At 37.2% G+C, this 24372-nt stretch carries 27 protein-coding genes; 9 read left to right on the top strand and 18 right to left on the bottom strand.

Annotated features, from left to right (window positions below):
- Positions 1 to 23: 23 nt before the first annotated feature.
- The 3 genes from LXF01_RS01685 (at position 24) to bfr (ending at position 1541) form a co-directional block, all read left to right on the top strand.
- Complete coding sequence (locus LXF01_RS01685) at positions 24 to 407, top strand: RidA family protein (RefSeq protein WP_078189365.1); 384 nt, start codon at positions 24 to 26, stop codon at positions 405 to 407.
- A 217-nt stretch (positions 408 to 624) separates the two neighbouring features.
- A complete protein-coding gene (locus tag LXF01_RS01680; protein ID WP_078192519.1) occupies positions 625 to 819 on the top strand; it encodes a bacterioferritin-associated ferredoxin in 195 nt (64 codons plus the stop codon).
- A 257-nt stretch (positions 820 to 1076) separates the two neighbouring features.
- Positions 1077 to 1541 carry a heteropolymeric bacterioferritin subunit Bfr gene (gene bfr / locus LXF01_RS01675; RefSeq protein ID WP_180049188.1) on the top strand — a complete coding sequence of 155 codons (465 nt, stop codon included), beginning with the start codon at positions 1077 to 1079 and terminating at the stop codon, positions 1539 to 1541.
- Positions 1542 to 1631: 90 nt separating this feature from the next.
- Here bfr and LXF01_RS01670 read toward each other — a convergent pair whose 3' ends face one another.
- The 3 genes from LXF01_RS01670 to LXF01_RS01655 all read right to left on the bottom strand — a co-directional run bounded on the left by LXF01_RS01670 (position 1632) and on the right by LXF01_RS01655 (position 6127).
- A complete protein-coding gene (locus LXF01_RS01670; protein ID WP_233944953.1) occupies positions 1632 to 5267 on the bottom strand; it encodes a fused MFS/spermidine synthase in 3636 nt (1211 codons plus the stop codon).
- Between the two features lie 62 nt (positions 5268 to 5329).
- Positions 5330 to 5713, bottom strand: a complete 384-nt coding sequence (locus LXF01_RS01665) for a pilin (RefSeq protein WP_326489497.1) — start codon at positions 5711 to 5713, stop codon at positions 5330 to 5332.
- 243 nt (positions 5714 to 5956) lie between these two features.
- Positions 5957 to 6127 carry a hypothetical protein gene (locus LXF01_RS01655; protein WP_178895792.1) on the bottom strand — a complete coding sequence of 57 codons (171 nt, stop codon included), beginning with the start codon at positions 6125 to 6127 and terminating at the stop codon, positions 5957 to 5959.
- A gap of 538 nt (positions 6128 to 6665) precedes the next feature.
- Here LXF01_RS01655 and LXF01_RS01645 point away from each other — a divergent pair.
- From LXF01_RS01645 to tfpZ, 3 genes are all read left to right on the top strand, one after another.
- The gene (locus tag LXF01_RS01645; protein WP_326489496.1) at positions 6666 to 7193 is read left to right on the top strand and encodes a pilin; all 528 of its coding nucleotides are present in this window, start codon (positions 6666 to 6668) and stop codon (positions 7191 to 7193) included.
- A 189-nt stretch (positions 7194 to 7382) separates the two neighbouring features.
- Positions 7383 to 7847, top strand: a complete 465-nt coding sequence (locus tag LXF01_RS01635) for a pilin (RefSeq protein WP_326489495.1) — start codon at positions 7383 to 7385, stop codon at positions 7845 to 7847.
- Between the two features lie 65 nt (positions 7848 to 7912).
- A complete protein-coding gene (gene tfpZ / locus LXF01_RS01630; RefSeq protein WP_233944952.1) occupies positions 7913 to 8647 on the top strand; it encodes a TfpX/TfpZ family type IV pilin accessory protein in 735 nt (244 codons plus the stop codon).
- A gap of 72 nt (positions 8648 to 8719) precedes the next feature.
- On the opposite strand, the gene LXF01_RS01625 is transcribed toward tfpZ, so the two are convergent.
- The 6 genes from LXF01_RS01625 to LXF01_RS01600 form a co-directional block, all read right to left on the bottom strand.
- Positions 8720 to 9079, bottom strand: a complete 360-nt coding sequence (locus LXF01_RS01625; RefSeq protein WP_233944951.1) for a hypothetical protein — start codon at positions 9077 to 9079, stop codon at positions 8720 to 8722.
- A 3-nt stretch (positions 9080 to 9082) separates the two neighbouring features.
- Positions 9083 to 11140, bottom strand: a complete 2058-nt coding sequence (locus LXF01_RS01620; protein WP_233944950.1) for a hypothetical protein — start codon at positions 11138 to 11140, stop codon at positions 9083 to 9085.
- A complete protein-coding gene (locus tag LXF01_RS01615) occupies positions 11137 to 13074 on the bottom strand; it encodes a hypothetical protein (protein ID WP_196077190.1) in 1938 nt (645 codons plus the stop codon). The genes LXF01_RS01620 and LXF01_RS01615 overlap by 4 nt, the downstream gene beginning before the upstream one ends.
- Positions 13071 to 14498 (bottom strand): tyrosine-type recombinase/integrase, encoded by a 1428-nt coding sequence (locus LXF01_RS01610; RefSeq protein WP_075314570.1) that lies wholly within the window; start codon positions 14496 to 14498, stop codon positions 13071 to 13073. Before LXF01_RS01610 ends, LXF01_RS01615 begins: the two co-directional genes overlap by 4 nt.
- A gap of 198 nt (positions 14499 to 14696) precedes the next feature.
- Positions 14697 to 15050: a phage antirepressor N-terminal domain-containing protein gene (locus LXF01_RS17585; RefSeq protein ID WP_004994328.1), complete on the bottom strand. Its 354-nt coding sequence runs from the start codon at positions 15048 to 15050 to the stop codon at positions 14697 to 14699.
- Between the two features lie 17 nt (positions 15051 to 15067).
- Positions 15068 to 15265 (bottom strand): hypothetical protein, encoded by a 198-nt coding sequence (locus LXF01_RS01600; protein WP_004994331.1) that lies wholly within the window; start codon positions 15263 to 15265, stop codon positions 15068 to 15070.
- Between the two features lie 75 nt (positions 15266 to 15340).
- Here LXF01_RS01600 and LXF01_RS01595 point away from each other — a divergent pair, with 75 nt between their 5' ends.
- Complete coding sequence (locus tag LXF01_RS01595) at positions 15341 to 15937, top strand: LexA family transcriptional regulator (protein ID WP_004994334.1); 597 nt, start codon at positions 15341 to 15343, stop codon at positions 15935 to 15937.
- A gap of 118 nt (positions 15938 to 16055) precedes the next feature.
- On the opposite strand, the gene LXF01_RS01590 is transcribed toward LXF01_RS01595, so the two are convergent.
- A complete protein-coding gene (locus tag LXF01_RS01590) occupies positions 16056 to 16283 on the bottom strand; it encodes a helix-turn-helix domain-containing protein (protein WP_004994336.1) in 228 nt (75 codons plus the stop codon).
- 159 nt (positions 16284 to 16442) lie between these two features.
- Here LXF01_RS01590 and LXF01_RS01585 point away from each other — a divergent pair, with 159 nt between their 5' ends.
- Together LXF01_RS01585 and LXF01_RS01580 are read left to right on the top strand one after the other, a co-directional pair.
- A complete protein-coding gene (locus LXF01_RS01585) occupies positions 16443 to 16709 on the top strand; it encodes a hypothetical protein (protein ID WP_004994337.1) in 267 nt (88 codons plus the stop codon).
- 104 nt (positions 16710 to 16813) lie between these two features.
- Complete coding sequence (locus LXF01_RS01580) at positions 16814 to 17434, top strand: HAD family hydrolase (RefSeq protein WP_004994339.1); 621 nt, start codon at positions 16814 to 16816, stop codon at positions 17432 to 17434.
- Positions 17435 to 17465: 31 nt separating this feature from the next.
- On the opposite strand, the gene LXF01_RS01575 is transcribed toward LXF01_RS01580, so the two are convergent.
- The 8 genes from LXF01_RS01575 to LXF01_RS01540 form a co-directional block, all read right to left on the bottom strand.
- Entirely contained in the window at positions 17466 to 17729 is a 264-nt protein-coding gene (locus LXF01_RS01575; RefSeq protein ID WP_227552263.1) for a hypothetical protein, read from the bottom strand.
- Between the two features lie 211 nt (positions 17730 to 17940).
- Complete coding sequence (locus LXF01_RS01570) at positions 17941 to 18249, bottom strand: hypothetical protein (protein WP_233944949.1); 309 nt, start codon at positions 18247 to 18249, stop codon at positions 17941 to 17943.
- Positions 18250 to 18499: 250 nt separating this feature from the next.
- Positions 18500 to 19036 (bottom strand): hypothetical protein, encoded by a 537-nt coding sequence (locus tag LXF01_RS01565; protein WP_004994346.1) that lies wholly within the window; start codon positions 19034 to 19036, stop codon positions 18500 to 18502.
- Between the two features lie 322 nt (positions 19037 to 19358).
- A complete protein-coding gene (locus LXF01_RS01560) occupies positions 19359 to 19919 on the bottom strand; it encodes a TPM domain-containing protein (protein ID WP_233944948.1) in 561 nt (186 codons plus the stop codon).
- Complete coding sequence (locus tag LXF01_RS17495) at positions 19913 to 20980, bottom strand: TPM domain-containing protein (protein ID WP_267967503.1); 1068 nt, start codon at positions 20978 to 20980, stop codon at positions 19913 to 19915. The genes LXF01_RS01560 and LXF01_RS17495 overlap by 7 nt, the downstream gene beginning before the upstream one ends.
- Before the next feature lie 29 nt (positions 20981 to 21009).
- A complete protein-coding gene (locus tag LXF01_RS01550) occupies positions 21010 to 21600 on the bottom strand; it encodes a LemA family protein (RefSeq protein WP_180093075.1) in 591 nt (196 codons plus the stop codon).
- A 162-nt stretch (positions 21601 to 21762) separates the two neighbouring features.
- Positions 21763 to 22647 carry a metal-dependent hydrolase gene (locus tag LXF01_RS01545; protein WP_233944947.1) on the bottom strand — a complete coding sequence of 295 codons (885 nt, stop codon included), beginning with the start codon at positions 22645 to 22647 and terminating at the stop codon, positions 21763 to 21765.
- A 239-nt stretch (positions 22648 to 22886) separates the two neighbouring features.
- Positions 22887 to 24308: an FAD-dependent oxidoreductase gene (locus tag LXF01_RS01540; protein ID WP_233944946.1), complete on the bottom strand. Its 1422-nt coding sequence runs from the start codon at positions 24306 to 24308 to the stop codon at positions 22887 to 22889.
- Positions 24309 to 24372 lie beyond the last annotated feature (64 nt).

Below are 24372 nucleotides of genomic sequence, written 5' to 3'. Positions count from 1 at the left end.
TGTGATGATAATAGGAGAAATAGATGTCCCGCCAGGTAATCCATACTGAAAATGCACCCGCTGCAATTGGTACTTACTCACAAGCCATTTTAGTGGGCGACACTTTGTATTTATCAGGTCAAATTGGCTTAGATCCATATAGCATGGAGCTGGTAGAAGGCATTGAAGCTCAAATTCGCCGTGTATTCGACAACTTAAAAGCGGTATGTGAAGCTGCAGGTGGTACGCTAGCAGATATTGCTAAGCTGAATATTTTCCTCACTGACCTTTCTAACTTCCAATTGGTCAACCAAATTATGGGCGAATACTTTGCTCAACCCTACCCTGCACGCGCAGCACTCGGTGTAGCCAGCCTACCAAAAGGCGCCCTAGTTGAAATGGATGGTGTGGTGATTATTAATCAATAAGTTAGTAAACATTGCTTAAGCCCTTCACTAAATATCACACCCCAAAAGAACAGAAGCCTCATAAGGAAATCTGAGCATTACTCAGATTTCCGCTTAAATGACATTTTTTATTCAAAAACTCAATCACCTTAAAAGCATTTTCAAATGATTTGTATTGACAAACGATAATAATTATCAATAATATTACTTATCCCATTTATTCACTTGGTTTGATTTCATGTACGTTTGTTTGTGCCGTGGTATTACTGATCAAGACATTAAAGATGCAATTGCCAATGGCGCAGAAAGCTATCGTGAAGTTCGCGATATGCTTGATTTAGGCACCTGTTGTGGTCGCTGTGCTCCTGAAGCACGTATGATCATCAGTGATGAAGTTGCTCAAATTGCAGCACGCATCGCAATTGCTGCATAAACTAAACTTTAAAGTTTCCTCAACAATCATAATTATAAAACCAATGGTCTTCGACCATTCCTCCTCCCCCGCTTCTGACTCTAAGCGGGTTTTTATTTATTAAAGCCCTGAAAATTAGCGCCTTGTTTTGATTGTGATTTTCATTTGCTGTTCTATAAAATACTCGCTAATTTGCACTTTGTTGTTTAAGATATTTCTATTCTAATATCGAATTTATATTGCTTAGTTCGAGCTTTATTGCAGTTAAGGAGTCAGACATGAAAGGCAATCGTGATGTAATTAATCAGTTAAATCAGGTGCTTTATCATCATTTAACTGCAATTAACCAATATTTTCTTCATTCACGGATGTTCAACGATTGGGGTATTGAGCAACTGGGCTCTGCGGAATATAAAGAATCAATTCGTCAAATGAAGCATGCTGATAAAATAATTGAACGTATTTTATTTTTAGAAGGTTTACCTAACTTACAACACCTAGGTAAGCTCTATATCGGTCAGCATACCGTTGAAGTTTTAAATTGTGATGTACGTAAAGTCAAAGAGAACATTGAAGCCATTCAAACTGCAGTTAAACTAGCAGAAGAGCAGTTAGATTATGTCACTCGAGATCTGGCTCAAGAAATCTTAGAAAAAGAAGAAGAATGGTTGGATTGGGCCACAACTCAGTTAGACCTTGTTGAGTCTGTGGGTATAGAGAATTATATTCAGAGTCATATTTAAATTTATTAAAAAAACCCGCGGATGCGGGTTTTTTATTATCTGAATTATAATCAACTATTTCTTTAACAGTTATATTTAAACCTATCAATATTAATTTATTTCAAATTTAGAAAGATATTCTAAATTACTCTTTAGACTATCACTCATAATAGCATTACCTTTTGGTGTTGCGTATTCTAAATATAAATTACTATCAGTCGAAATCAATCGGCTTAATGTCTTATCTGTATTATTTGCAAGATTATCTACTCCTTTAGGTGACAATACGACAGAATCTTTAAAGGTTTTTTCTTTATGCTTTAATTCGTCAATCGTTAAGTCATTATAAGGATATTTTAAGCTATGCGATTTTAAGGCCTCATCACTATTCGAGGCAACAATGATACCCTGCCCCCCCGCAGAATAAAGCCATACATGTTTATAGACTGAGCGAACTGTATTTAAAATATACACTAAATCAATCGGATGCATATGATGTAGTTGAACCCATTGTTGTAGAACCCCTTCTTTATTTAATCTCTTTTCAGATAACTCATAGAATTCTTTATTGTAAAGATTTGCTGCACCAGCAAACCAAATACTTGTAATTTCTAAACTAATTAAGTCATATTTCTTATCTTGGGTTAATAAAAAATTTCGCCCATCCGTATAAATTAAATTGACCCCTGACTGACTTATTACATTATGGTTAATATCAGCAAAATATTTATTTGCCATAAACACAATATCTTTAGATAACTCAACAACATCAAGGGCTTGAAATCCCTGTTCATGTAATACACGAGCAGTCATACCTGTACCATAACCAATAGCTAAAGCGCTTTTACGTTCAGCATTATGCAGAAGAGGAATTAACGCAAAAGATTCCTGTGCTAAAGTTTCACCTGAATTGTTCCCTTGAAATTTACCATTAGTTAATAAGGTTAGATATTTACCATCAGAACTACGTGTAACGGAAGTCACGCCACCTTCTATACTTTCAGTATGATCTATTACATCTCCCCAATATGACGGCATGAAGTAAACATTCGCCCCTTGTGCCAAGCTGGTAAAATTCCAATTTTTTGGGTAGATTAGGAAAAGTACCAGAGTTGATACTACCACTCCAGCAGTATAAGGATTAAATTTATAATTTACTTTAATTACGGATACTAATACTAGTACTGCTAAAATTAATGAAATCACAGCAAGTAATAAAAAAACCTTATTTGAACCCATTAATGGTAACAATAAAAATCCAACCAATAAAACTCCAGATATATTACCAATAGTATTTAATGCACTTGAAATACCTAAACCTTTTGCATTACCTTGTCCCAGCCAATCCGCAGCTAAACTCATTGCTGCAGGATAGCTTGCACCGATGAAGAGTGTCGCTGGAAGCATGGCCAAAGCACAAATTGCCCCCCTTAAAATCTCTCTTGCCCAAAATCCTAAATGGATATAGTTTTGCATCTCACCAAAGCTAGCAAAATAAGCAGGAATTCTATCCCATAATAATGCTGTAATAATAATAGATGCAGCAATTCCACATTGGGCAAGAACAATTAATGTTGTTCTATCTATATAGTTAAGTGCTTTTTTACCAAAGATTGAGCCTAAACCTAGACCCAATAAAAATACCGCAAGCATTAAGGCAAAAGCATAAACACTATTACCAGCCACTACTGCTAGCATATGAATTGAAACAACTTCTAGGCCTAGCGTAACTGCTCCACCAACAGTTAATACAATTAGTGCTACTATGCCAAATATTTTTGGTACATAAACTTTAGAAATGATAGATTTGTCATCATTTATTTCCTGAGTTTGTTTTTTTTGTTTTTTAAACTGCTCTATGGTATAGAGGGCGATCATCAAACTAAAAACGGCAGCTAAATTCGTCGCACCGATTCGACCTATTGCAGAAATAAAGAAATACCCACCAATAAATGAACCTAATGCAGCACCAATCACATTTGCACTATATAGTCGGCTAATTGCTGTATCACTTTGAATGTTGAGTTGTTTTAAATATTTAAACATGATGGGTAAAGTTGCACCCATCAAAATAGTAGGAATACCTAAAACAATCACACCCAACGCCACTCGTAAAAATGTTACATAAGGGTCATCTGCGGATAATCCAGTGACAGACACAACATAAATATTCTGAATGACCTTAAATAAAAATGGGGTAATAACTGCATATAGACCAATAAATGCTTCTATGCCTGCATAATACAAAAGCGGTTTTTTTACTTTATCAGCAATATACCCACCCAACCAAGCACCTAAAGCCATACCAGACATATAGGTTGTTAAAACAGTATATGAAGCTAAAGAGGTGCTACCAAATGTAACTGCTAAACTTTTTGCATAAACCACTTCATACAATAAACCTGCAAAACCCGAAGCAACAAATACACCAATCACCCAGCGAGGGATAGTAGATGTTTCTAGTTTTTTTGTATCCTCTATTTCTAAGCTAGGAATTTTTAGTTCAGTATCATTCCATACATATTTGATATATATACTAAATAAAATAGTTGCTATCAATACACTCCAAATGGCAAATATTTGTACAAATAATAAATTATTGGATAGCCATTCTGCTGATGTTAATAGCATGAGCATCCATAGAGTGAACGTTATACCTGCCCCAACCCAGAGGGTTGTAACTTTTTTATTTTTGAATATAAAATTATCAGGATTTGCCAATCCAATACCTATAAAGGCTGAAAAGGGTAGTGCTACAACCAAATCGAGAACATAGTGCTCTCCTAATGCTAATGTGGCATAAGCTGTTAAAAACAAAAATAATATTGATGCATAAAAATATATTTTTTTATTGAGTGCTGCTGTCAATAAAAAAATTAAAAGCGCACCAGTTAAGTGCATAGATGGCATAGCATTTCTAGCGGCAGGAGTTACAAATATTGTATTTGCAAAAAGTTCATTTGAATTTGGCATATTTGATGGAAAATACTGTGTGCCAAACGCATAAATTGGGCCTGTAAGAGGTATTATGCTATAACATATAAAAGCCAATCCAAATGGTACAACTAAAACTCTTACTATATGATATTTTTCATGTTTTGACTCTCTTATAAATAAAGCAACAACCATAAATAATAAAAAAGATAATAGACTATATGCTTCCATAACTATCGTGATAATTATTGGATGAGATTTTTCATAATAATTTACGATTGGTATATTTATATTTAAAAAAGCTGAATCAATTTTATATATGATTTGATCAAAGGTTAAAGGATAGATTACCTTTGTAATGGATAAGGCTGATGAAGTTGACAAAGCCATTAATAAAAAAAGTAAAGTTAAATAAAAATAAAGAATATAATCTTCTTTATTTTTATTTAAGCATATTTCTTTTAAATTGAATAAAAAAATAAAAAAACCTACAAAACTTAAAATTGACATCAAGTTGTTAACAGGGCTAAAAAAAACTAAATGCTGATTAAAATTATAATTGTATATATAAAAAAAACATCCTAATAACATCAAAATTAATACAATTTTATAATTTATAATTTTAGGTCTGGCAATCGCGAACATTAGCCCACTAACGCCTAAAAAACTACCTAAATTTAAAAATATATTATTTTTATTAAATAAATTTAAAGAAATACTTGTATTAAAAATAATTAGAGCTGTTAGTTGTAAAACAATTGTAGATGATAAGGCTATGAATAACCAAAATTTTAAATCATTATTAAGTCGCATTTATTAACCCTATTCTTGCAAAAAAAGAGGGCATAGCCCTCTTTTTTTTCTTCTATATTCTATTAACGGCAATTGGTTGGTAAAAACTTCGCTGAAATTCCACCAGTAGAAGGACTAGAACAAACCCATTTTAAATTGCCTGTGGTGCCACTTGGTGTAAGAAGAAGTTCGCCAGATGCATTAGGTACTGTAGAGTTAACAGTAATCACACCTCCAGCAGCAATCGTAACACCACTAACGAAGTCAGTAGCCCCAGGGAAATCATAGCCAGTGTTCGTAGATGTAACACCAGATAAAGCACCTAAAGAACTTGCCGTTTCTGCTACAGCTAATTTTGCTGGAGCGGCTTGAGCAATAACCTCAGCCATTTTCGCACGTGCTGTGTAATCTTGATAAGCTGGAATCGCAATTGCAGCAAGAATACCGATAATTGCAACAACGATCATTAATTCGATCCATTCCATAAGTCATTTTATATGGACACACATTAAGTTATTGAATTACCTTGTTTTACTTCATTCTTCATTTTGTCCATATGGACAGGCTTTTTGATAGACAAAATTTTGATTTTTGTCCATATCAGAAAATAGCTTTTGTTGATTGCGATAGGATTAATTTTATAAAAGCAGACTGATCGGGAGATATTTTAAAATTTTGATAAGCTAAAAATGGAATAAAAAAATCCAGACTCATTTATAAGCCAACTTCTGTATTTCTTCTTTATGCTGAAGAATTACACGTCTTGCATGATGCAGAACAATACGTCTAGTTGGTTCGTCATCACCAAATTGCATAGGCAAAGCTTTTATTACTGAGCGAGGTATCCGTTCATTATTTTTAAAGTCTGCTAGTCGTTTCATTCTATCCTCTTTCATCCTTTGGATGCTGCCATTTACATGGCATAACTATTGATATCCAGAATCTCCAAATAATATTTGGTAAAAACATCGAGCTTCATACCGTTCAAATGAATATATAGATCACGAAATTTTTCATTTATATCTTTTGTATTGTTAAGTTTAAGGAGAATAAAAAGTTATTCACCCATATTATTCTATGTTAGTGCCCAACCATGACATTCAACCAATATTTGCTACTCTGGTTTTTGGGCTGCAATAAAAGGCATGCAATAGTCAATCAGTTCTCTCTTCATAGTAGCTGTCTGTCAGCTTCAACACACCACAAGAAATATGGCGCAACTTAAAGAATAAAACTGACATTTTTTGTCATTTAGTTACATAATTTTACTTATGCATATACTAAAATTTTTAATGTATTAAACAATCTATTGATTTAACAATAAATAATTCGATAATATGCTTTGGCACGCTTTGTGCAAACTATAAACTAGCTTACAAAGCTTATAATTAAATTAACAAAACATTTGTGGAGAATGTTATGAAATCAGTTCAACAGGGCTTCACGCTCATCGAGCTTATGATTGTGGTCGCTATTATCGGTATTTTGGCTGCAGTAGCGATTCCTGCTTATCAAGACTATACTGTACGTACTAAAATTTCTGAAGTATTAACTGCTGCAGCATCTCCAAAAAGCTTAATCAGCGAAGCTTTCCAAAGTGATAGTTTGGTTGGTGCACAAGCAGCGGCTGCGGAATATAATGCACGTCCAGCCGCAGAAAAGACAAGTAAATATGTTGGTGGTATTGCTATAGATGCAACTACAGCCGTAATTACTGTGACGACCGCAGCAGCGGCAACTTCTGGTTTACCAACGGATGCAGCTGCTAAAAATGTAAACTTTTCACCTAACGTGAATGGAGTTGCTTTAGCTGCAGGAGCAACTGGTGCGGTTGATTGGGCCTGCACGAGTTCTACAGCTACTACTGCGACTACACGTGCATTAGCTAGTAGAGCAATACCTGCTGATCCATTACCTGCAAAATATGCACCTTCTGAGTGCCGTTAATCTTATAAAGATTAAAACTTAAAGGTTTAAAAAGAGTGCTTTGGCACTCTTTTTTATTTTATAGAGTTAGGATAAAAAATTGTCATATTCTAACTATTTATGTTCATTTTTTAGTCATTGAATTTATATTTTTATTGGCATGTTGTTTGCTTCATAAAGTTTATTGATAAACGAACAAGTGAGAGTATCATGTTTAAGTCCCAGGGTTTTACACTTGTTGAGCTTATGATTGTGGTTGCTATTATTGCTATTATTGCAGCAATCGCAATACCTGCCTATCAGTACAATGCAGTACGGGCAAAAGTCACAGAAGCTCTTGCACAAAGCAATGTTGTAAAAACTTTAGTCAGTGAGGCTTTTGTTTCCAATGGTGCAGCAGCAGTTGCTGAAATTGCAGCAGATTACAATGCAAGAGCCATATCAGAAAAACAAACTAAATATATTTCTGATATACAAATAGATGGAAGTGGCGTAATAACAGTTACGCTGAGTTCAAATATAAATACAGGCTTTACAAATGATATGTTAGCTAAAACTCTGGTCTTAACGCCTAATGTTCAAGGTGCGAAGCTCGCTCATATTTCTGGTAGTATTGATTGGGCATGTGCTTCTACTACATCTACAAGTGCTGCTGCTAAAAATTTAGTTGCATAGCTAGGTACATTGCCAGCAAAATATGCACCACCAGAGTGTCGATAAAAATTAATCGAATATTTAATATGTCTAAACGCCTTAAATTTTTCCTCAGCCATTTATCTATTTCATTTCTAATTGCTTTACTCGTGATTGGATTAGTCTTTTTTATTTGGTATCCATCGCCTCTCGCCATAGCAGTAGGTGTGACGAATATCTTTTTAATGCTCTTGGTCATCGACGTGATTTTAGGACCACTTTTAGGTTTATTGGTTTATAAAGAAGGTAAAAAAACACTTAAATTTGATCTTAGTGTCATTATTCTCATTCAAATTGCGGCTTTATGTTATGGGGTGTTTAGTATTGAACAAGGTCGCCCTGCATGGTTGGTTTATAATATAGATCGTTTTGAATTGGTTAGAAAAAATGAATTAGTTGTTACGAATATTCAGCAAGCACAGCCACAATTCCAACAACCTTCATGGTTTAAGCCGCAATATGTGGCTACTGAATTCGCCAAAGACACACAACAACGCAATGATGAAATGTTTGCGGAAATTTTTAGCGGTATTTCAATTTCACAGCGTCCAGAACGCTATGTAGAACTCACTCAAGCCAAAAACCAAATCCAACAACGTGCATTACCGCTTGTAGAACTGCAACGGTACAACCCAAAAACAGAAGTTGAAAAAACTTTAGCCAAATATCCAAAAGCAGATGCTTGGCTACCTTTAAAAGCCACTGCGGTAGATATGGTAGTTTTAGTAAATAAAGAAAGCGCCAGCATCATCAAAATTGTAGACTTAAGGCCGTGGAAGTAATATTTAACGGTATATTTTTTATTCTATTTTATTAGAAAGCCACTGAGTTCATAAACTGAGTGGCTATATTAATTAAAGAATTCGAGCGCTGTGCCTCAACTCAAAGTTTTCCAGCAGCAGCGAATTGCACTTTTGCAGCAGTTTTTCATAATCTTCTTTCAGCTGCTCATAATCATTTTTCACAGCTTTGGTCTTACTTTTCACTTGCTCAATCCGTTGCGTAGGCGAAAGAACATTTTGTCCTAATGCCTGTGCAGCTAGCTCAATTGCCTCAATTAATGCAGCATGGCGGCTCTTCTTAATCGAACCACGCTTACGTCCAGCTTCCATTGCAACCGTATCGTTATTAATGGCAGAGCCTTTCGGTAGAACCTCTGGTTTGTTGGCTTTTAATCGCTCTAAAGCAGCGTAATAATCATTAAGTGCACCCATATTTTAAACCTCAATATTAATCGTTTTAATTCTTTGAATCATTTTGTTTAAAGCCAAAATATCACTGTCCATTTGCCCGTATAGCAGACTGTTCTGTACTTGCATATCTCGCTGCCGTTGTAGTCGATGAACTGCTTTTTGCATCTTTTCCGCACTCTCTGCATCAAACACTGCATGGGCACAACTCAAACAGCTCGTAATCGCAGTAAATGAAATTTTTTCGCAAGAATCAGGATTAGTACAAGCACCAAACAGGCTAGTCTTGCAAGAAATTTCCCCTTTTTTCATACGCTTGATGGTTTCATCACGATTCGGAAATACTGTGAGTAATTGCTCGCGGTCTTTTTGTAGCTGCAAATAGGTTCCTGCCCCGCCAAGTAAACGGCTAGCACTATTAATTACCCCATCTTCAAACTGAGCATAAGAATGCACCAAGCGCTGATATTCCAGTTCTTGAATAAACTCTTTTTGACTGTCACTCACTAAAATATTTGGTGCAAATACCGCATTGTTTCGGTAATACAACGTCATAGACTCTGTTAGATGCTTAAATTGGACTGACAAAGCGCCTAGTCCGATCATGCCTGAACGAGCGCCATAAACTGCAAGCGAACGTCTAAATTGATGGGTACAGATATTCCAGTACTCACCAACTTGGCAGTCTTTTTCTTCTCGCCAATTGCGGAAACCATCAAAAGCTTCAAGCTCGGCGATATCACTTTCTGTGATTTTCAACCCATCTCCAAGCAAGACAGAAATACGGCTTAAATACTGATTAAAATTAGACTGTGTTCGAGTCGGAGCACCCTCAAAATTAGAGATAAAATCCGTTTCATGCTCAATATTGCGGTTTTTTTTATTTCGATGCTTTTGCGAGTTTAGCGTTGGAAATAATGGGTATTCAGCAGAATTAGACATATCATAATGTGGGTTGAGCAGGGCGTATATTTCACCAATACTTTGTGCTGCGTGTACGCCTACTTGAATATCTGCAAACGTGATCCAATACGTCGATTTATTTCCACCACCATGCAACTTGGAGGTATAACCCATAATGACATGCACAAGATGCTCATTACTTTGAATAGTTTGATAGCAATCAGATGACAGCTGATTCACTTCATTATCACGCATCCCTGTAAACAAATGAATCCAAAGTTTGGCCATACCTTGAATCAGCGTCATATAACGGGTGAGGTTGGCATGTTTTTGAATCTGATTATTTTCAAACAGTGCCGTTAAACCGAGTAAATCTCGAGCATCAGCAAAACTTACCGCATTTTTTTCACGCTTAAATTCTGTCGGCATCAAAGCAAAATTTGCATCCTGCTGCTTGCGCTGAAACCATTTCAGAAGTGCTGATGCGTTTTGATTAAATTCATTCAATTTATCTGCTAAAGCATTAATTAAGGCTATATAAAGCCGTGAAGGAACAACTTTGGTTTGTGGGCCTACTTTGCCTGACTGCAACCTGAGTTGAGCAGCCAACTTTGCTAAATGCTCTATTGGCTTATATGTACTAAACGCAGGAATGAGCAATGGGTATTGCTGTTGTAAGGCAAAACAATCCGTTATAAATGCTTTAATGTGAATGGCTTTTTGATAGCTTACCCCAACATAAGCATCATTTACTTTTGACATATAAGAAACATCGCTAAATAACTGCTGCAATGTACAGCCATTTTTATATGCAATTGCTGCAAACTGGCGTAAAACCGTATGCCGCTGTTCGATACTTTTAATAATCGACTTACCAGATTTTATATAAAGCAAAGCAAAACTGATTTTTTTCATTTCTGCCCGAATTTGACAGTAAAGAAAGTCATTTTCTCGGGCATTTTCAAGCCAACTATCAAAATTCAGGCGACAATCACACTTCGGTAAATATGGAGAAAGATCCCAGATATTGTCTGAATAAACTGACAATATCTCACCACTCTTCATTCGCGATAATACAAAAGTACTTGGAACAGTCAGCTGATTATTCAGTAGATTGTACTCATCAGGTAAGAACTGCTCAGCAATACCCAATGAATATAGATATGAATTAAATGAACTCATGATATCCACCCCAAATCAATTAGCAATTCAAAATGATTGAGCCAATAGGCATCTAAATCACCGCTTTCTACTTCTTCTTGAATTGAAAAAATATGATCACGTAAATTTTCATAAGTATCTGATAACTCCTTGAGTACTTCGTCAATTCGATGTAGCACAACCCCAAACTGCTGTTCCCACTTGATTAAGTCCGTGGCTTTTTGCTTAACGTAGCCGAGCAGGCTTTTCAGTGATAAAAGCTTACGCATATCTTCGTCATCAGCGTGGACTGCATAGTGTTGGCAGAATAAGCAATGCTCAAATTGCTGACAATTGGGTGTAGGGGCTCGTTCAGTAAACCCAATAGCTTTTTCAGGCTGTGGATGGATAGAGGCACATGCACCGACAGGTGAGGCTTGAGCATCAATAGTTTCATCTAGCATTTGCACAGGAATACGCTCAACGGTTCGAGTTTGTGACACTGCAACTTCTCGCAGTTCATAAAAGAATTGTGAAATCTGTTGGCTTGCATCTTTAAATGAAGTTCGACTGTAGTTTTTCTTCGCAGTATCGAGTGAGTGTCCCATTTTTTCGACTTCAAGCAATAAATCGCCATCGCTTAGTTCGACATACTGACTACTGACGTGCTTACGCCACTGTTGTGGAGTAATCCAAACCATTTGAGGGAAAATGCGTTGTAAAAAGCTTTTGAGTAATTGCAACTTACCATTCCCAATCGGCACAAGTCTTTGAATTTCATTACGTTGTGGAAAGACAAAAATACAGGTTTCATCTTGGATATACCATGCTCGAAGTTCTAAAATTTGTCTAAAAACAGGTTCAAATTTCACCCCAAACTCAGGCTGAACTTCTTTCCCACCAGCACGGCTTTTTGTGCCCGAAAATCTCCGTCCCTGAGTTGAGGGCAAGATTTCCATCGTATCCAGCTGTAACTGCTGAGCTGTGTCTAAATTAGCCCCCGTTTGTGCAATAAAGAGTAACATACCGATGACTAGACCATATGAAGCAAGTCGCTCTCGCTCCATATGTCGTTTGTCTTTATTACGTTCCTCAAGGTTGCGAATAGCTTGATTACGATTTTCACGTAAACGTTTTCGATGTTCACTATCCTCAGCAAGCCCGAAATCCACCAGCATTTTTGAAAAATCGGGAATAGCTGAATATTTAGATAAATAGCTGTGCATATCAAACTGAATATGTTGTTTTTCAGTTTGATGATGAAAACCTGAGTAAAAATAGAACTCTTCCTGATCCACGGACTGAAAATGTGCTGGAAAATCTGCGCCTTGCATCACAATACGATAAATTTCAAGAAAGACATTCAACAAAGTTGCATACGTCTTCTGATGATCTTCCTGTGCAATCGGTAAAACAGGAACATCATAATGCTGTGCTTGTACTTGCATCGCTTGACTAGAAATATCAATTTCATGACAATCAAATACATATGCAATCAGTTTTGCAACATAACGCTGATACTGCTTTGCGGTATGCGCAGCCAAGTTATCTTCATCAGTGTCCGCAAGCAAAGTCCGATCAACCAGAGATTTACTATAGCGACGATAGGCATCGATCATACTGTCCTTATCGGATAAATCAAAAATTTTCTTTTGTTGATCAATCCAATCCAAAAACATCTTGATGATGGAATAGAACAACCCTTTTGATAGGTCCGATCCATCCATTTGCAGTATATAATCTGTAAAATATTTTAAAAAATAGCGTCTTTTTTCATCAAAAGAAGCGACAAGCTCATTGTCTGATATATCGGAAGAACATGCTCTTTTAGCAAAAAAGAATGTACCAATATCTAAAGTTCTAAAAGAAAATGAGGCCGTTTTATCTTTGAGCACGAGTATTAAACGCTCATGCTCAGTAATCTGTTTATGAATATCAGTGATATGTACAAACAATGGAGTACGAATAAAATTCATGACAAATCTCCTGCTAAATCCACAGAGGACTTGACGTATTTCATCAAGCTAGACTCATACTCATGCTGAATTTTACTGCGCCATTGCAACCGTGATTTATAGTTCAAATATTGCAAAGTCGTACTAATATTACGATGACCCATCCGAGCTTGCACATATTCAACTGCTGTCATAGCTGAATGCCCTTCAGGTAAATGCTGTAACTGGCTTTCCAGTAGATTCATACCAAAACTGGCACGTAAATCATGAAATTTAAAGCTTGGAAATTGCGGATCAATCAGGCGAATTTCGGGTAACAACACGACTTTTAAGTAACTACGAACGGCTTCACCTTCATACAGTTTAAGCCTCATCCCAAATGAGTCAGAGCTTTTGATCTTTTCGGTCAACTCTTGCTGCTCTACTTTACTTGTATAAAATGGTGTCCCTAATTTTGTGAGAAACACATAGTTTTCATCCGATTCGCCATAGTTTGACTTCTGTCTACGCTGACTCGCTTGCTCACTATTGATATAAATTTTAAGATCTTGCGCTAACCAATTGGGGATCAATAAGGTCATTGGCTTTTGAAATTTGCTATCAATGCCTGTCCCTGCTCCAACAGGCAGACGAATAAAGCCATGACTATCAAGCTCACAACCAATTAAGCTTTTTATTCGTAAAGTACAAATCGTTTGTAAACGGGCACCTGTGAATAATGCTAGATAGAACATCAGCTGATATTCACGTGATGATTTTTGCAGTGCTTTTAATATGACAGTTTGCGATTCAACGCTGAGAGGGCTTAATTCACCACCATCCACAATCGCTTCAGAATTTGGAGCTTTGGCTGGAACATGAATTGCAAAATCATGTGACTTAATTGCCATTTTTCGACGTGCACCAAATTCATTATCTACAGCAATATATTTGTAAACGTCTTTAAACGGTATGCCATAGCACTGATGATCGATCAAATCTTCTGTAACGAGAAATCGGTAAAAATTCACTACCGCATTAATTCGATTACTTGCAGAGCGAGCTGAAATTAGACCTGCATTTGCCTGCTCAATAAGACGAGTACGATATTTAAAAATCGCATTTGACTGTTTTACTTTATGGAACTTCAAACAGTTCAGTTGCTCATCTTCTAAAAAACGCTGAAAATCAACAAGCTGATTGGCAATAGATGAAAATGTTTTAAAATCATACTGTATTGTTTGCTCAAGTTTTTTCAGCAAATATAGATTAAAAACATCAGAAGGGCTACCATCTCCCTGAACAATTACAGGGAATTCAAGGTAAGCATCACCATGTTTTTCAAACGCTGCATCATTTAAACGATCAGTTGCCTGTCTCAACGTCAATAACTGAAATTTTTTAATGGTCACAACTTTGGCTTTTGATTGGTAGCGTGACTGACCATTTTTAAGTTTAGTGCTCATTTTGAGCCTCCTGTTTATTAAAAAACAGGCAAAAAGTGACCTTGAGATAGGATTGACAAAAATGCCCCTATCGATCAAAATCGAAGTGTCTGGATGCCAATCAAGACATTCATAAGAGCTCATGTTCCCGCATGGGCTTTTATACTTTTTGCCGAATGAAAATAATTGCTCTACGGAATAAGTAGTGAAATTATTTGGTTAAGCATTTAGCTGCTGCTTGAATAATTTCAGATAGAAGCTCTTTCTTAGGTCCAGATGGATCACCAATGATTCCTGCAATATTTTCGCTATCCAGTATCCAAGAATTTTTTGAAATAAATGATACTTATGGTTTTCCAAGACGGCTATTAAATGTAAATGACATATTGTAGGTATGGTGATTTCCACCATACCTTGTGCAAAACACTGTTTTAGTTTGACGAATTGCCTTTTCCAATCCAAGCCCATACCTTCAACAATAGTTTGCATGAGGGTGTAGGGTTGCCCTTTATGCTCAACAACATATAATTCAGCATTATGGAAAGGTACTGCGATTTGGGTTAGACTTCTCATGGTTTCGATTCCTTTGGTTAGGGTTGAATGTGGGCAGATTGGTTACTTTGGCGAGTGCAATCTGCTTTTTTGTTGTCTGGACTTTCTAAAAGACCTTCATGCTGAAGGATCAATTTTAAATAGTGGTTGAATTGACCGCGATATGTGCGGTTTTCGCGTTTTGCAGCAGCCTTGACAATATCTGCTAATTCGTCATCATAAGAACATGTGTACATGATAACTCCTTTCATAACTTCAAGATAGCAATTGATAATTTATGATAGGTTTTGATAGCTGTCAAGGATTTTTTTATGGTTGCTGATTTCTCTGAGCGTTTAAGGTTTTTTCGATCACAGCGAGGGCTATCTCAACAAGAATTGGCTAATGCAGTTGGTATTTCAAGAAAACAAATTTCTGATTATGAAGTTGGTACCGCAAAACCACGTCAAGCTACATATATGAAAATCTTAAAAGCGCTTGATATAAGTGATCAGATTTTCAGTAAAAGTGATCTTTGTTCTCTTGATATAAATGATTTAGATGGCGATCAGGTTATATCTTTTAGCAATAATGATGGAGATAAAATTATGCTCTCTAAATCATTTTGCACTAAAAATCATTTAAATGAAGTAGATATACTAAGCGTTTTTAAGATTAAGGGGGATGCAATGCAGGAAACCCTTTTTAATGATGATTTAGTTTTAGTTGATACGTCAGATAAATACTTTATATCGGGATTAATTTATTTAATATATTTCTATGGTGAAAGAATGGTTGTTCGTTTACACCGTAGTGCTAATGGGTTGATTGAAATAACTAAAGACAATTCAGCTTATCCTGACAACACGGTGAACGAGTCAGAAATAATAGTTTTAGGTAAAGTAGTATACAGGCAAGGGTTGATCTAAATAATAGTTATCAAGTATGAGGGCAAGAGTATTGCCTAATACATTCAGACTGTTTGAAATGATCCTGAGTTGTATCTAAAACATCCTATTGAGCTTTAAAAAAAGAGATGACATTTTACTAGGTGTCATCCCTTTCTTCATCCCCATTAGTATATTCAAATAGATCTTGCATATTACAATCAAAATATTTACACAAAGTATCAGCAACCGAAAGTTCAATTCGTATTGCCCGGTCATAGTAAAGACTCGTTAGCGTATTGCGATTAATACTGGTCGCCTGAGCTACCTCACTTAACTTTAAAATTTTTCGTTCACCCATTAAAGCTGACAATCTACATCTAATCATAGCAACCTTCAAATCAGAATAATAACCTACAGTAAGTTAATTTAACTTGATAAATAATTTTTAAAATGATAATTTAACCTATAGAAGGTTATTTTGTTTCATAGTGAGGCAATTTAACCTTTCTAAATATCATTATATAATTTCTATGCGAGTTCAGCTATGAATAACTATTTTTCTCCAAAATTCTCTGTTTCAGAAGAAGTCCGCTCAACTGCTGTTGCTCTAATCAAAGAGTTTAATATTGACCGTACATTTGATTTAGCCTTATTTCTGAATGTTAATCCTAACTTAAATGACCAAGATGCAACTTTAGCTTGGGTTAATTACTTTTCAAAAACTCAAAATGACCTCAACGACTTCAATCATGTTAGACGTCATTTCATGAAAAACTTTCCTAAAATTATGTTTGCAAACTTCAGTGAATAAAATAATCAAAGGGAGATATCAAATATCTCCCTTAAATTTTTATAGTAATGCTCTTATGGTAATCTGAACAAGAAATAAAGCTTAATTTAATTGGGTATAGAAATATGGAATCATTTATAAAAGCAGGCCATATTGAGCCTTCAGTCATTATTTTTGACGTATTTGGCACACTTGTGAAGATAGGGGAAAGACGCTCCCCATATAGAAAATTAATAAAATGGCTTAAGGAAAATGGGCGACAGCCAAAACCTGATGATGCCAAATTCATTATGTCTCAAAATTTAAGTTTTACTGAACTTGTAAAATTACTAGGAATAAATATTCCAGACCAATTATTACAAGAACTTGAGCATGATTTAAACGATGAATTACAATCCATTGTTCTATATGAAGATACGCTCTCAACTTTAGAAGAATTAAAAGAATTGGGATTCAGATTGGCATTATGCTCAAATTTAGCCATGCCATATGGAAAAGTTGTTTCTTCATTATTACCTAACATCGATACTTATGCTTGGAGTTATGAAGTTGGTGCAATTAAACCAGAGTCACAAATTTATCAATATTTAATAGATCAATTAGAATGTCGTGCCAAAGATGTTTTGTTTATCGGAGATACACCTTTAGCTGATTATAGTGGTCCAAATGAATTTGGTATGTCAGCACGTTTAATTGATCGTAAGAATGGTCAAAAGCTAGCAGATGTTTTAAACGACATACTTTAATAACTCATGGACGCCACCTAATAGTGAATACTCACAGCTCCTCATTTTTCCATTTTTTAAATTCTGCAATTCGTTCATCAAGCTCCAGAACCCATGCTGGTTTTATATGTGGCACATTTGGACGCTCAACACCTTGATGGTCAAAAAACTTATATACCATTGCCGCCAACTTGATAAACGCCTGTTCAAACGTATTTGCCCAAACATCTAAACGATAATCATGATAATGCTCTGGGTATAATTTACCACCATCTTCTACTTTATTGAGATGTGAGCCAGTTTCTAAATAAATCACTAATTGTCCATTATCTTCATCATTATATGCACCGTGATAAACATTTTGGCAATGCCCCCCTGTATTCCAGTGCCATGATGGTACATCACCAATAACCGTCTAAAAAGCTGGCTGTGTATCAATAAAATGATAAGCAGTTAAAAAGTCTGTTGGATTTGCGAGATATGCTTGCTCATTTTCAAAGGCAGTCTGTAAAGCAGATTGTAAATGCTCAAATTTTTTTTATCGGTGTAGGAAAAAAACTACTAGGAAGATACTCAGAGGTTTTAAAAAATAGGCAACCACTCTCTTTATCCTCACCAAAATATTGATAACCCTCTGGTAGAATCTGTGAATCTTTAGGTTTGACATGATGGATCTGGTGTTGTACGTCTTTTAAGCTTTCGTGAATTGCTTCCATACGATCAGGGTAAGTGACCACAAGTTTCGTATCCCACAGTGATAAAATTGCTGGTTCAGTTATTTTGGGTAACTGTTCTAATAACCAGTCTGGTAATTGTTTTAATTCAGTCTGTTGCATTTTTAGTTATCCTATTTTTTAACAATTTCAACATGTTACATACGTTACACAACATAATTTGTGCAAGTTGAGTATAAGTTAGTCCATAGGAGTATATTGTCACACAATGGCTTCGACAAGCGTCCGACTAAGCTCACGCCGAAGTCTCAGCCAACAGTTTCCTGAGCTTATTGAAGGAAAAATATTCCCCGTTTATTTTATACGACTCACTTACCTTTCCATTGAGCCATTATAGATTTTTCATCTTGGTTTAGATGTTCAAAAAGCTTGAGTTTCCTTTCTTTAGTTTTTCTATATAAGCCTCACATTGAGCAGCTAAACCAAGATGATATTTTAAAGCGCTTTCCACTCTTGCTGTCACATACTCAATACTTTGAATTTCACGCTGCTGAGCAAAGACTTGAATCGCAGGATGTAACTGTTTTGAGCAACTTGCATCATTGCTAAAGTATTTTAACGTCTTGGTTTTGGCAAAATAAATTGCAGCAAACAATCGCCCATCTTTAAAAACAATCGCTGATGAAGCATCTAAACTGCTTCCAGACCGACCTTCATAATACAGAGCCTCATCTGTCTTTAGTAAATAGGGCGCTGAGTAATTATCGAAATTAGATTGAAATTTTAGATAATCATGCTTTAACAATGTTTGAAGTTCTGTTTGGATTTTTGGATTCAAAGCAATTTGAGGAATTGATGAAATATCTGAATATTGAATTAAGTCTAACGCTTGTGCATGAATCAATGTAGGAAGAAACAAAAGAAGAGCAAAGGAATATTTCTGCTTCATAGCGGGAACGGGTCTGTCGATTATTCGATGATGTCCATATTGACTTACTTATGGATTGTTCATTTTATGTGGACACTTATGGAGTATCAATAAGGGTAAAACCTTTTTGAGCATTCATAACATTCTCCACAAATGTTTTTTAATTTAATTATTTAATAAAGCTATGTAGCTTGTTTTATAAATAGCACAGAGCGTGCCAAGATTTATTATAGTGAAAATGACAGAAAAAACAGCACTTTAAAAAAATATTTTTATTTTTTGTAATCATTACGTCTCTTTTTGTGTTTAAAAGTGACGATTTGTGTCACTTTATCACCGTTTTTTAGCGCAAAATAATGGGCGCATTTGCGATTTCATTCGTTCTATCTACAGACTTTCCAGCATAAAAGTGATCCATCACTTCACCAATCTCTTTTACGCCTGCCGTCAAAGCTATTCTGTATTGTTTATTTTGCATGCTTTGGATAATTCGCGCGCAAATATCCTGCCATACTTGGGCATCGGTTGCCTGTCTCATCCCACGATCAATAACAATTTCCACCTGACGTTCACACAAGTTTAAATAAAGCAAAACACCACTATTAAATTCTGTATCCCACACACCCAGTTCACCAAAAAGCTGTTCAGCACGTGCACGGGTATTTTGATAATAGGCTTGGTTCGAAGGAATATGCCCTTCGATCACCACCTGTATTTCGCCCACATGGCCATGCTCAGCTTCTGTCACCGCTTGCGCAATGGCCTGCTGATCTTGCTTATTAAAAAAACGGTTTGCTGCGGGCATATAAAAGAAGTGCTTCAACCAGCGTTTAAAACTTGGTTGCTGTATTTCCTGTGTTTTAGGACAGGTGACAATTTCTGTTGTTTCTGTTTTCGTTACCATGAACCTGATGCTCCCCCACCGCCAAAGCCACCACCGCCCCCACTATAGCCGCCGCCACCAAAGCCACCACCTCCGCTACGGCCTCCACCGCCCCCACCACCAGCAAGAAACATTTGAAAAATGGTTTGAGCAATAGCAGTAATCAGTAGAAAGAAAATTGCTCCACCCATCAACAGACTGGTGAGTAGACCTGCACCATTGACCAAACCCGCAACGGTACCTGCAACAGCAGCAGTTGACGCACTTAAGCGCTTACCCACTATAAAAGACGCAAATATACCAATCACCAAAATGATGAGAACCGTTGTAAACGTTTTCTCTTTGGCTTGTTGCTCGTGTAAGGCTTGTTCCTGACGTTCTTTCAGCTCTTGGGCTGCTTGAGCGGCAACTTCAGGGTCTTGATTTAAAATACGTGTTATTTCCGTTAAGCCAGCATCAATGCCTTGAGCATACTGAGCTTGCTTAAAATACGGTGTGATTTGACTTCGAATAATGCGACTAACGATGATATCGGGCATGATTCCTTCCAGCCCATAACCCGTCAGGATTTGAATTCTGTGATCATTCACAGCAATCGCCATCAATATCCCATTGTCACGTTTTGCTGAACCGAGTTGCCATTTTTCTGCAACACGCATGGCATAATCAAAAATATCTTCTTGACCTGTGGTTGGCACAATCACGACGCCAATTTGTGCCTTGCCTTGTTCGTGCAACTGTAGAATTTTCTGACTAATGGCTTGCTTTTCAGCAGCGGAAAGTAAGTTTGCCTGATCAACTACAGGTTCATTGAGCGTCGGCAAGCCACGAATCGACTCGCCATCTGCCATATCATTAGCGATATTCGGCTGCTGAATTTTGATTTCAGGCTGTGCTGTTGTATCTTTATGCGTAGCTGACTGTTGATCTTTTAATATTTTACCGACAACAACTGTTTCAGTATCTACATCTGTAGCGGTGGCAGTTTCTGCATGTGTGAAACCCACCACACACAATAAGCATGCTAAAACCATGCGCTGCAACCACAACAAACCTGTATGTTTTAGCTCAAAATCCACCATCAGCCCACCTCACAATGCAGTGATGCCAATTAATTAAAATCAACTTTTGGTGCAGTTTGTGCACTTTGCTCTGCGCTAAAGTTAGGCTTGGTATCCATACCGATGACTTTAGCTGTCATCACTTGCGGGAACTGGCGTGCATAGCCATTAAAGTCTTGTACCGTAGTAATGTAGCGATTACGTGCGACAGCGATCCTGTTTTCAGTGCCTTCAAGCTGTACCTGTAAATCACGGAATTGCTCATTGGCTTTTAAGTCTGGATAATTTTCCGAGACTGCAATTAAACGAGAAAGTGCGCTGGTCATCTGCGCTTGAGCTTCTTGATATTTTTGGAACAATGCTGGATCTTCTAAAACTTCTTTATCCACTTTTAGACCTGCTACATTGGCACGTGCCTGTGTTACTTCCGTCAACACTTGCTCTTCATGTTTTGCATAGCCTTTTACGACATTCACTAAATTCGGCACCAAGTCTGCACGACGCTGATATTGGTTTTGCACCTCAGACCAAGCTGCTGTAACGGCCTCGTCTTTGACTTGTAATGTGTTATAGCCACAACCACTCAGGGTCAACGTACTGACTAATGCGATTGCGAGCATGCTTTTTTTCATTGATTTCATAACCCTTAACCTCAAGTATTTATTAGTAATTGTTTAAATAAATTCATTCTAACCTTATTTTTCGAATGAATTATGTATTTTCTTTGTGATTAAACTGATCTACTCGAAAAATATTTAGCATAAAAAAAAGCCCATTATTCGGGCTTTTTTTATCATGTTAGATTAACTATACAGTTGCGGGGTAATGTCAGACTGAAAACTTTCCATTTGATATTCATCAGCAAGGCGTTCTTTCCAATATTTCACGATCTGACTGTAATCAATGTCACTCGGATGGAATTCCGCTTTGTAATATGACAAATATTCTGGCGTCAACTGAATAAACATTTTTGCCAATAAATACGCTCCGAATATATTTCCACCAACCTTCGGCAAACTTTTTTTCTTATCCTGCATAAATAGCTTCGTTGCAGAATAAAACGTAAGACTTGCAAAACCCGTGGTCACACTGCGCATAATCATGCGGCGTATTTTGTCATCTCCATAGACATGTTGATATACATCAAATGCCACTGCGCGATGCTCAATTTCTTCAATCGCATGCCAAACCCAAAGTTTCACTGCATCATCATCTAAAGTACTTAGTACTTCAGGATGTCTTAAAATATAGCCGCCAAGTAAAGCAGTAAAATGTTCAAATGCACAGGTGATTGCTAACTGTATTTTTGGATGTAAGTTTTTTACATAGCTGTCTTTACGCGCCAGCCATGCTTGGAAACGATCTAAATTATAGCTTTCACTGCGCCAAGCATCGTTAAATTCAGCATGGGCTTTGGAGTGCATCGCTTCTTGCCCAATGAATGCTGCGATCTCAGCTTGTAATTTTTCATCACTGACTTTATCGCGTACATTGCGCACGCTATGCACAAAGAATTGTTCACCAATGGGAAAGGTCGATGACAATGCCGTCAACAAATGCGACATCACCGGTGAGTTGGCAAAATAATGCCGGCGAATCGCTTTAGGATTGAATTGTGCTCGACGTACCGTAATGCCAATGGCTTTCGGACGATTTAGATATGTTTTTTGTGTCGTCACTTGCGTCATGGTCGCTTCCTAAGATTTAGATCATGATCGCAGTATGTAATTCCTAAGCTCTTTCACACATGGCAAAATGTGCTAGCACATTTGCATAATTCACCATTCTAAAGCGCTGTCTGACAACTTTTCAGCGTATTTATCTGCAAAATCCACTCACTTGTCATTTGAGGTAAATTCCAAAAAATAAAAACCCGCCGAAGCGAGTTTTTTGAATAAATCCAATGCAATCACTGGCATGTCATGACTTAAACATCTAAGTAGTCAAGAATACCTTCTGCAGCTTGGCGACCTTCCCAGATTGCGGTTACCACAAGGTCAGATCCACGGACCATATCACCGCCGGCAAAAATTTTCGGATTGGATGTCTGGAACTTAAATTCTTGCTGTTCAGCAGCAATGACGCGACCTGAACCATCCATACTAATGTTTGATGTAGTAAACCAATCTGCAGGGCTGGTACGGAAACCGAAGGCAAGCAATACTGCATCTGCTGGTAAAATTTCTTCTGAACCCGGAACTGGTTCAGGGCTACGACGACCGCGACTATCAGGTGCACCTAGCTGTGTAGTCACAACTTTAACACCCGTCACTTTGCCATTTTCACCTACAATTTCAATCGGCTGACGATTAAATTGGAAATCCACACCTTCTTCACGCGCATTTTTCACTTCACGACGTGAACCTGGCATGTTTTCTTCATCACGACGGTAGGCACAGACAACCGATTCGGCACCTTGACGGATCGAGGTACGGTTACAGTCCATCGCGGTATCACCACCACCGAGAACAATCACTTTTTTGCCTTCCATGCTGATGTATTCAGATGGATCTTTTTCCCAACCTTGCGTACGGTTGACATTGGCAATCAAGAAATCCAGTGCATCATGAACACCAACAAGATCTTCACCCGCAAAACCACCCTTCATGTAAGTATAGGTTCCCATACCCATGAATACAGCGTCGTAATCAGCCAAAAGCTGATCAATGGTCACATCTGTACCAATTTCAGTATTTAGACGGAATTCAACGCCCATGCCAGAGAAAATCTCACGGCGACGTTTCATCACATCTTTTTCCATTTTGAATTCTGGAATACCAAATGTCAGCAAACCACCAATTTCAGGGCGTTTGTCGAATACAACTGGCTTCACACCATTACGTACAAGAATATCGGCACAGCCAAGGCCAGCAGGGCCTGCACCAATAATCGCAACTTTTTTGTCTGTCCACTTAACGTGTGACATATCTGGACGCCAGCCCAATGCAAAAGCCGTATCGTTAATGTATTTTTCAGCATTACCAATGGTGACTGCACCAAAGCCGTCATTTAGCGTACAAGCGCCTTCACATAAACGGTCTTGTGGACAAACACGACCACAGACTTCAGGTAATGTATTGGTTTGATGGCACAATTCTGCCGCTTGGAAAATGCGACCTTCTGCAATCAGTTTTAACCAGTTTGGAATGTAGTTATGTACTGGACATTTCCATTCACAATACGGGTTACCACAGCCAAGGCAGCGGTGAGTTTGGTTTTTTACAACTTCAGCTGTAAACGGTTTATAGATTTCCACAAATTCTGCTTTGCGGACAACTAGATCTTTTTTCTCTGGATCTTGGCGTGCTACATCCAGGAACTGAAAGTCATTATTTAGGCGCTCTGCCATGTCTCTCTCCGTGGGTAGGTGTAAGCATGTTTGGACTTACACCTGCCTATCAAATCTGCAGTAG

It is taken from the genome of Acinetobacter sp. SH20PTE14 (assembly GCF_021391555.1).
Classification (GTDB): Bacteria; Pseudomonadota; Gammaproteobacteria; order Pseudomonadales; family Moraxellaceae; genus Acinetobacter; species Acinetobacter amyesii.
This window is presented reverse-complemented; position numbering and strand designations above follow the sequence as displayed.

Coding starts and splice junctions, on each gene's coding strand:
- LXF01_RS01615 (WP_196077190.1), bottom strand. CDS start 13,074: ATGAATTTTATTCGTACTCCATTGTTTGTACATATCACTGATATTCAT.
- LXF01_RS01645 (WP_326489496.1), top strand. CDS start 6,666: ATGAAATCAGTTCAACAGGGCTTCACGCTCATCGAGCTTATGATTGTG.
- LXF01_RS01680 (WP_078192519.1), top strand. CDS start 625: ATGTACGTTTGTTTGTGCCGTGGTATTACTGATCAAGACATTAAAGAT.
- LXF01_RS17585 (WP_004994328.1), bottom strand. CDS start 15,050: ATGAGAAGTCTAACCCAAATCGCAGTACCTTTCCATAATGCTGAATTA.
- LXF01_RS01655 (WP_178895792.1), bottom strand. CDS start 6,127: ATGAAACGACTAGCAGACTTTAAAAATAATGAACGGATACCTCGCTCA.
- LXF01_RS01565 (WP_004994346.1), bottom strand. CDS start 19,036: ATGAAGCAGAAATATTCCTTTGCTCTTCTTTTGTTTCTTCCTACATTG.
- bfr (WP_180049188.1), top strand. CDS start 1,077: ATGAAAGGCAATCGTGATGTAATTAATCAGTTAAATCAGGTGCTTTAT.
- LXF01_RS01590 (WP_004994336.1), bottom strand. CDS start 16,283: ATGATTAGATGTAGATTGTCAGCTTTAATGGGTGAACGAAAAATTTTA.
- tfpZ (WP_233944952.1), top strand. CDS start 7,913: ATGTCTAAACGCCTTAAATTTTTCCTCAGCCATTTATCTATTTCATTT.
- LXF01_RS01580 (WP_004994339.1), top strand. CDS start 16,814: ATGGAATCATTTATAAAAGCAGGCCATATTGAGCCTTCAGTCATTATT.
- LXF01_RS01560 (WP_233944948.1), bottom strand. CDS start 19,919: ATGGTAACGAAAACAGAAACAACAGAAATTGTCACCTGTCCTAAAACA.
- LXF01_RS01540 (WP_233944946.1), bottom strand. CDS start 24,308: ATGGCAGAGCGCCTAAATAATGACTTTCAGTTCCTGGATGTAGCACGC.
- LXF01_RS01595 (WP_004994334.1), top strand. CDS start 15,341: ATGGTTGCTGATTTCTCTGAGCGTTTAAGGTTTTTTCGATCACAGCGA.
- LXF01_RS01635 (WP_326489495.1), top strand. CDS start 7,383: ATGTTTAAGTCCCAGGGTTTTACACTTGTTGAGCTTATGATTGTGGTT.
- LXF01_RS01610 (WP_075314570.1), bottom strand. CDS start 14,498: ATGAGCACTAAACTTAAAAATGGTCAGTCACGCTACCAATCAAAAGCC.
- LXF01_RS01625 (WP_233944951.1), bottom strand. CDS start 9,079: ATGGGTGCACTTAATGATTATTACGCTGCTTTAGAGCGATTAAAAGCC.
- LXF01_RS01685 (WP_078189365.1), top strand. CDS start 24: ATGTCCCGCCAGGTAATCCATACTGAAAATGCACCCGCTGCAATTGGT.
- LXF01_RS01585 (WP_004994337.1), top strand. CDS start 16,443: ATGAATAACTATTTTTCTCCAAAATTCTCTGTTTCAGAAGAAGTCCGC.
- LXF01_RS01600 (WP_004994331.1), bottom strand. CDS start 15,265: ATGTACACATGTTCTTATGATGACGAATTAGCAGATATTGTCAAGGCT.
- LXF01_RS01670 (WP_233944953.1), bottom strand. CDS start 5,267: ATGCGACTTAATAATGATTTAAAATTTTGGTTATTCATAGCCTTATCA.
- LXF01_RS01620 (WP_233944950.1), bottom strand. CDS start 11,140: ATGAGTTCATTTAATTCATATCTATATTCATTGGGTATTGCTGAGCAG.
- LXF01_RS01665 (WP_326489497.1), bottom strand. CDS start 5,713: ATGATCGTTGTTGCAATTATCGGTATTCTTGCTGCAATTGCGATTCCA.
- LXF01_RS01570 (WP_233944949.1), bottom strand. CDS start 18,249: ATGCAACAGACTGAATTAAAACAATTACCAGACTGGTTATTAGAACAG.
- LXF01_RS17495 (WP_267967503.1), bottom strand. CDS start 20,980: ATGGTGGATTTTGAGCTAAAACATACAGGTTTGTTGTGGTTGCAGCGC.
- LXF01_RS01545 (WP_233944947.1), bottom strand. CDS start 22,647: ATGACGCAAGTGACGACACAAAAAACATATCTAAATCGTCCGAAAGCC.
- LXF01_RS01550 (WP_180093075.1), bottom strand. CDS start 21,600: ATGAAATCAATGAAAAAAAGCATGCTCGCAATCGCATTAGTCAGTACG.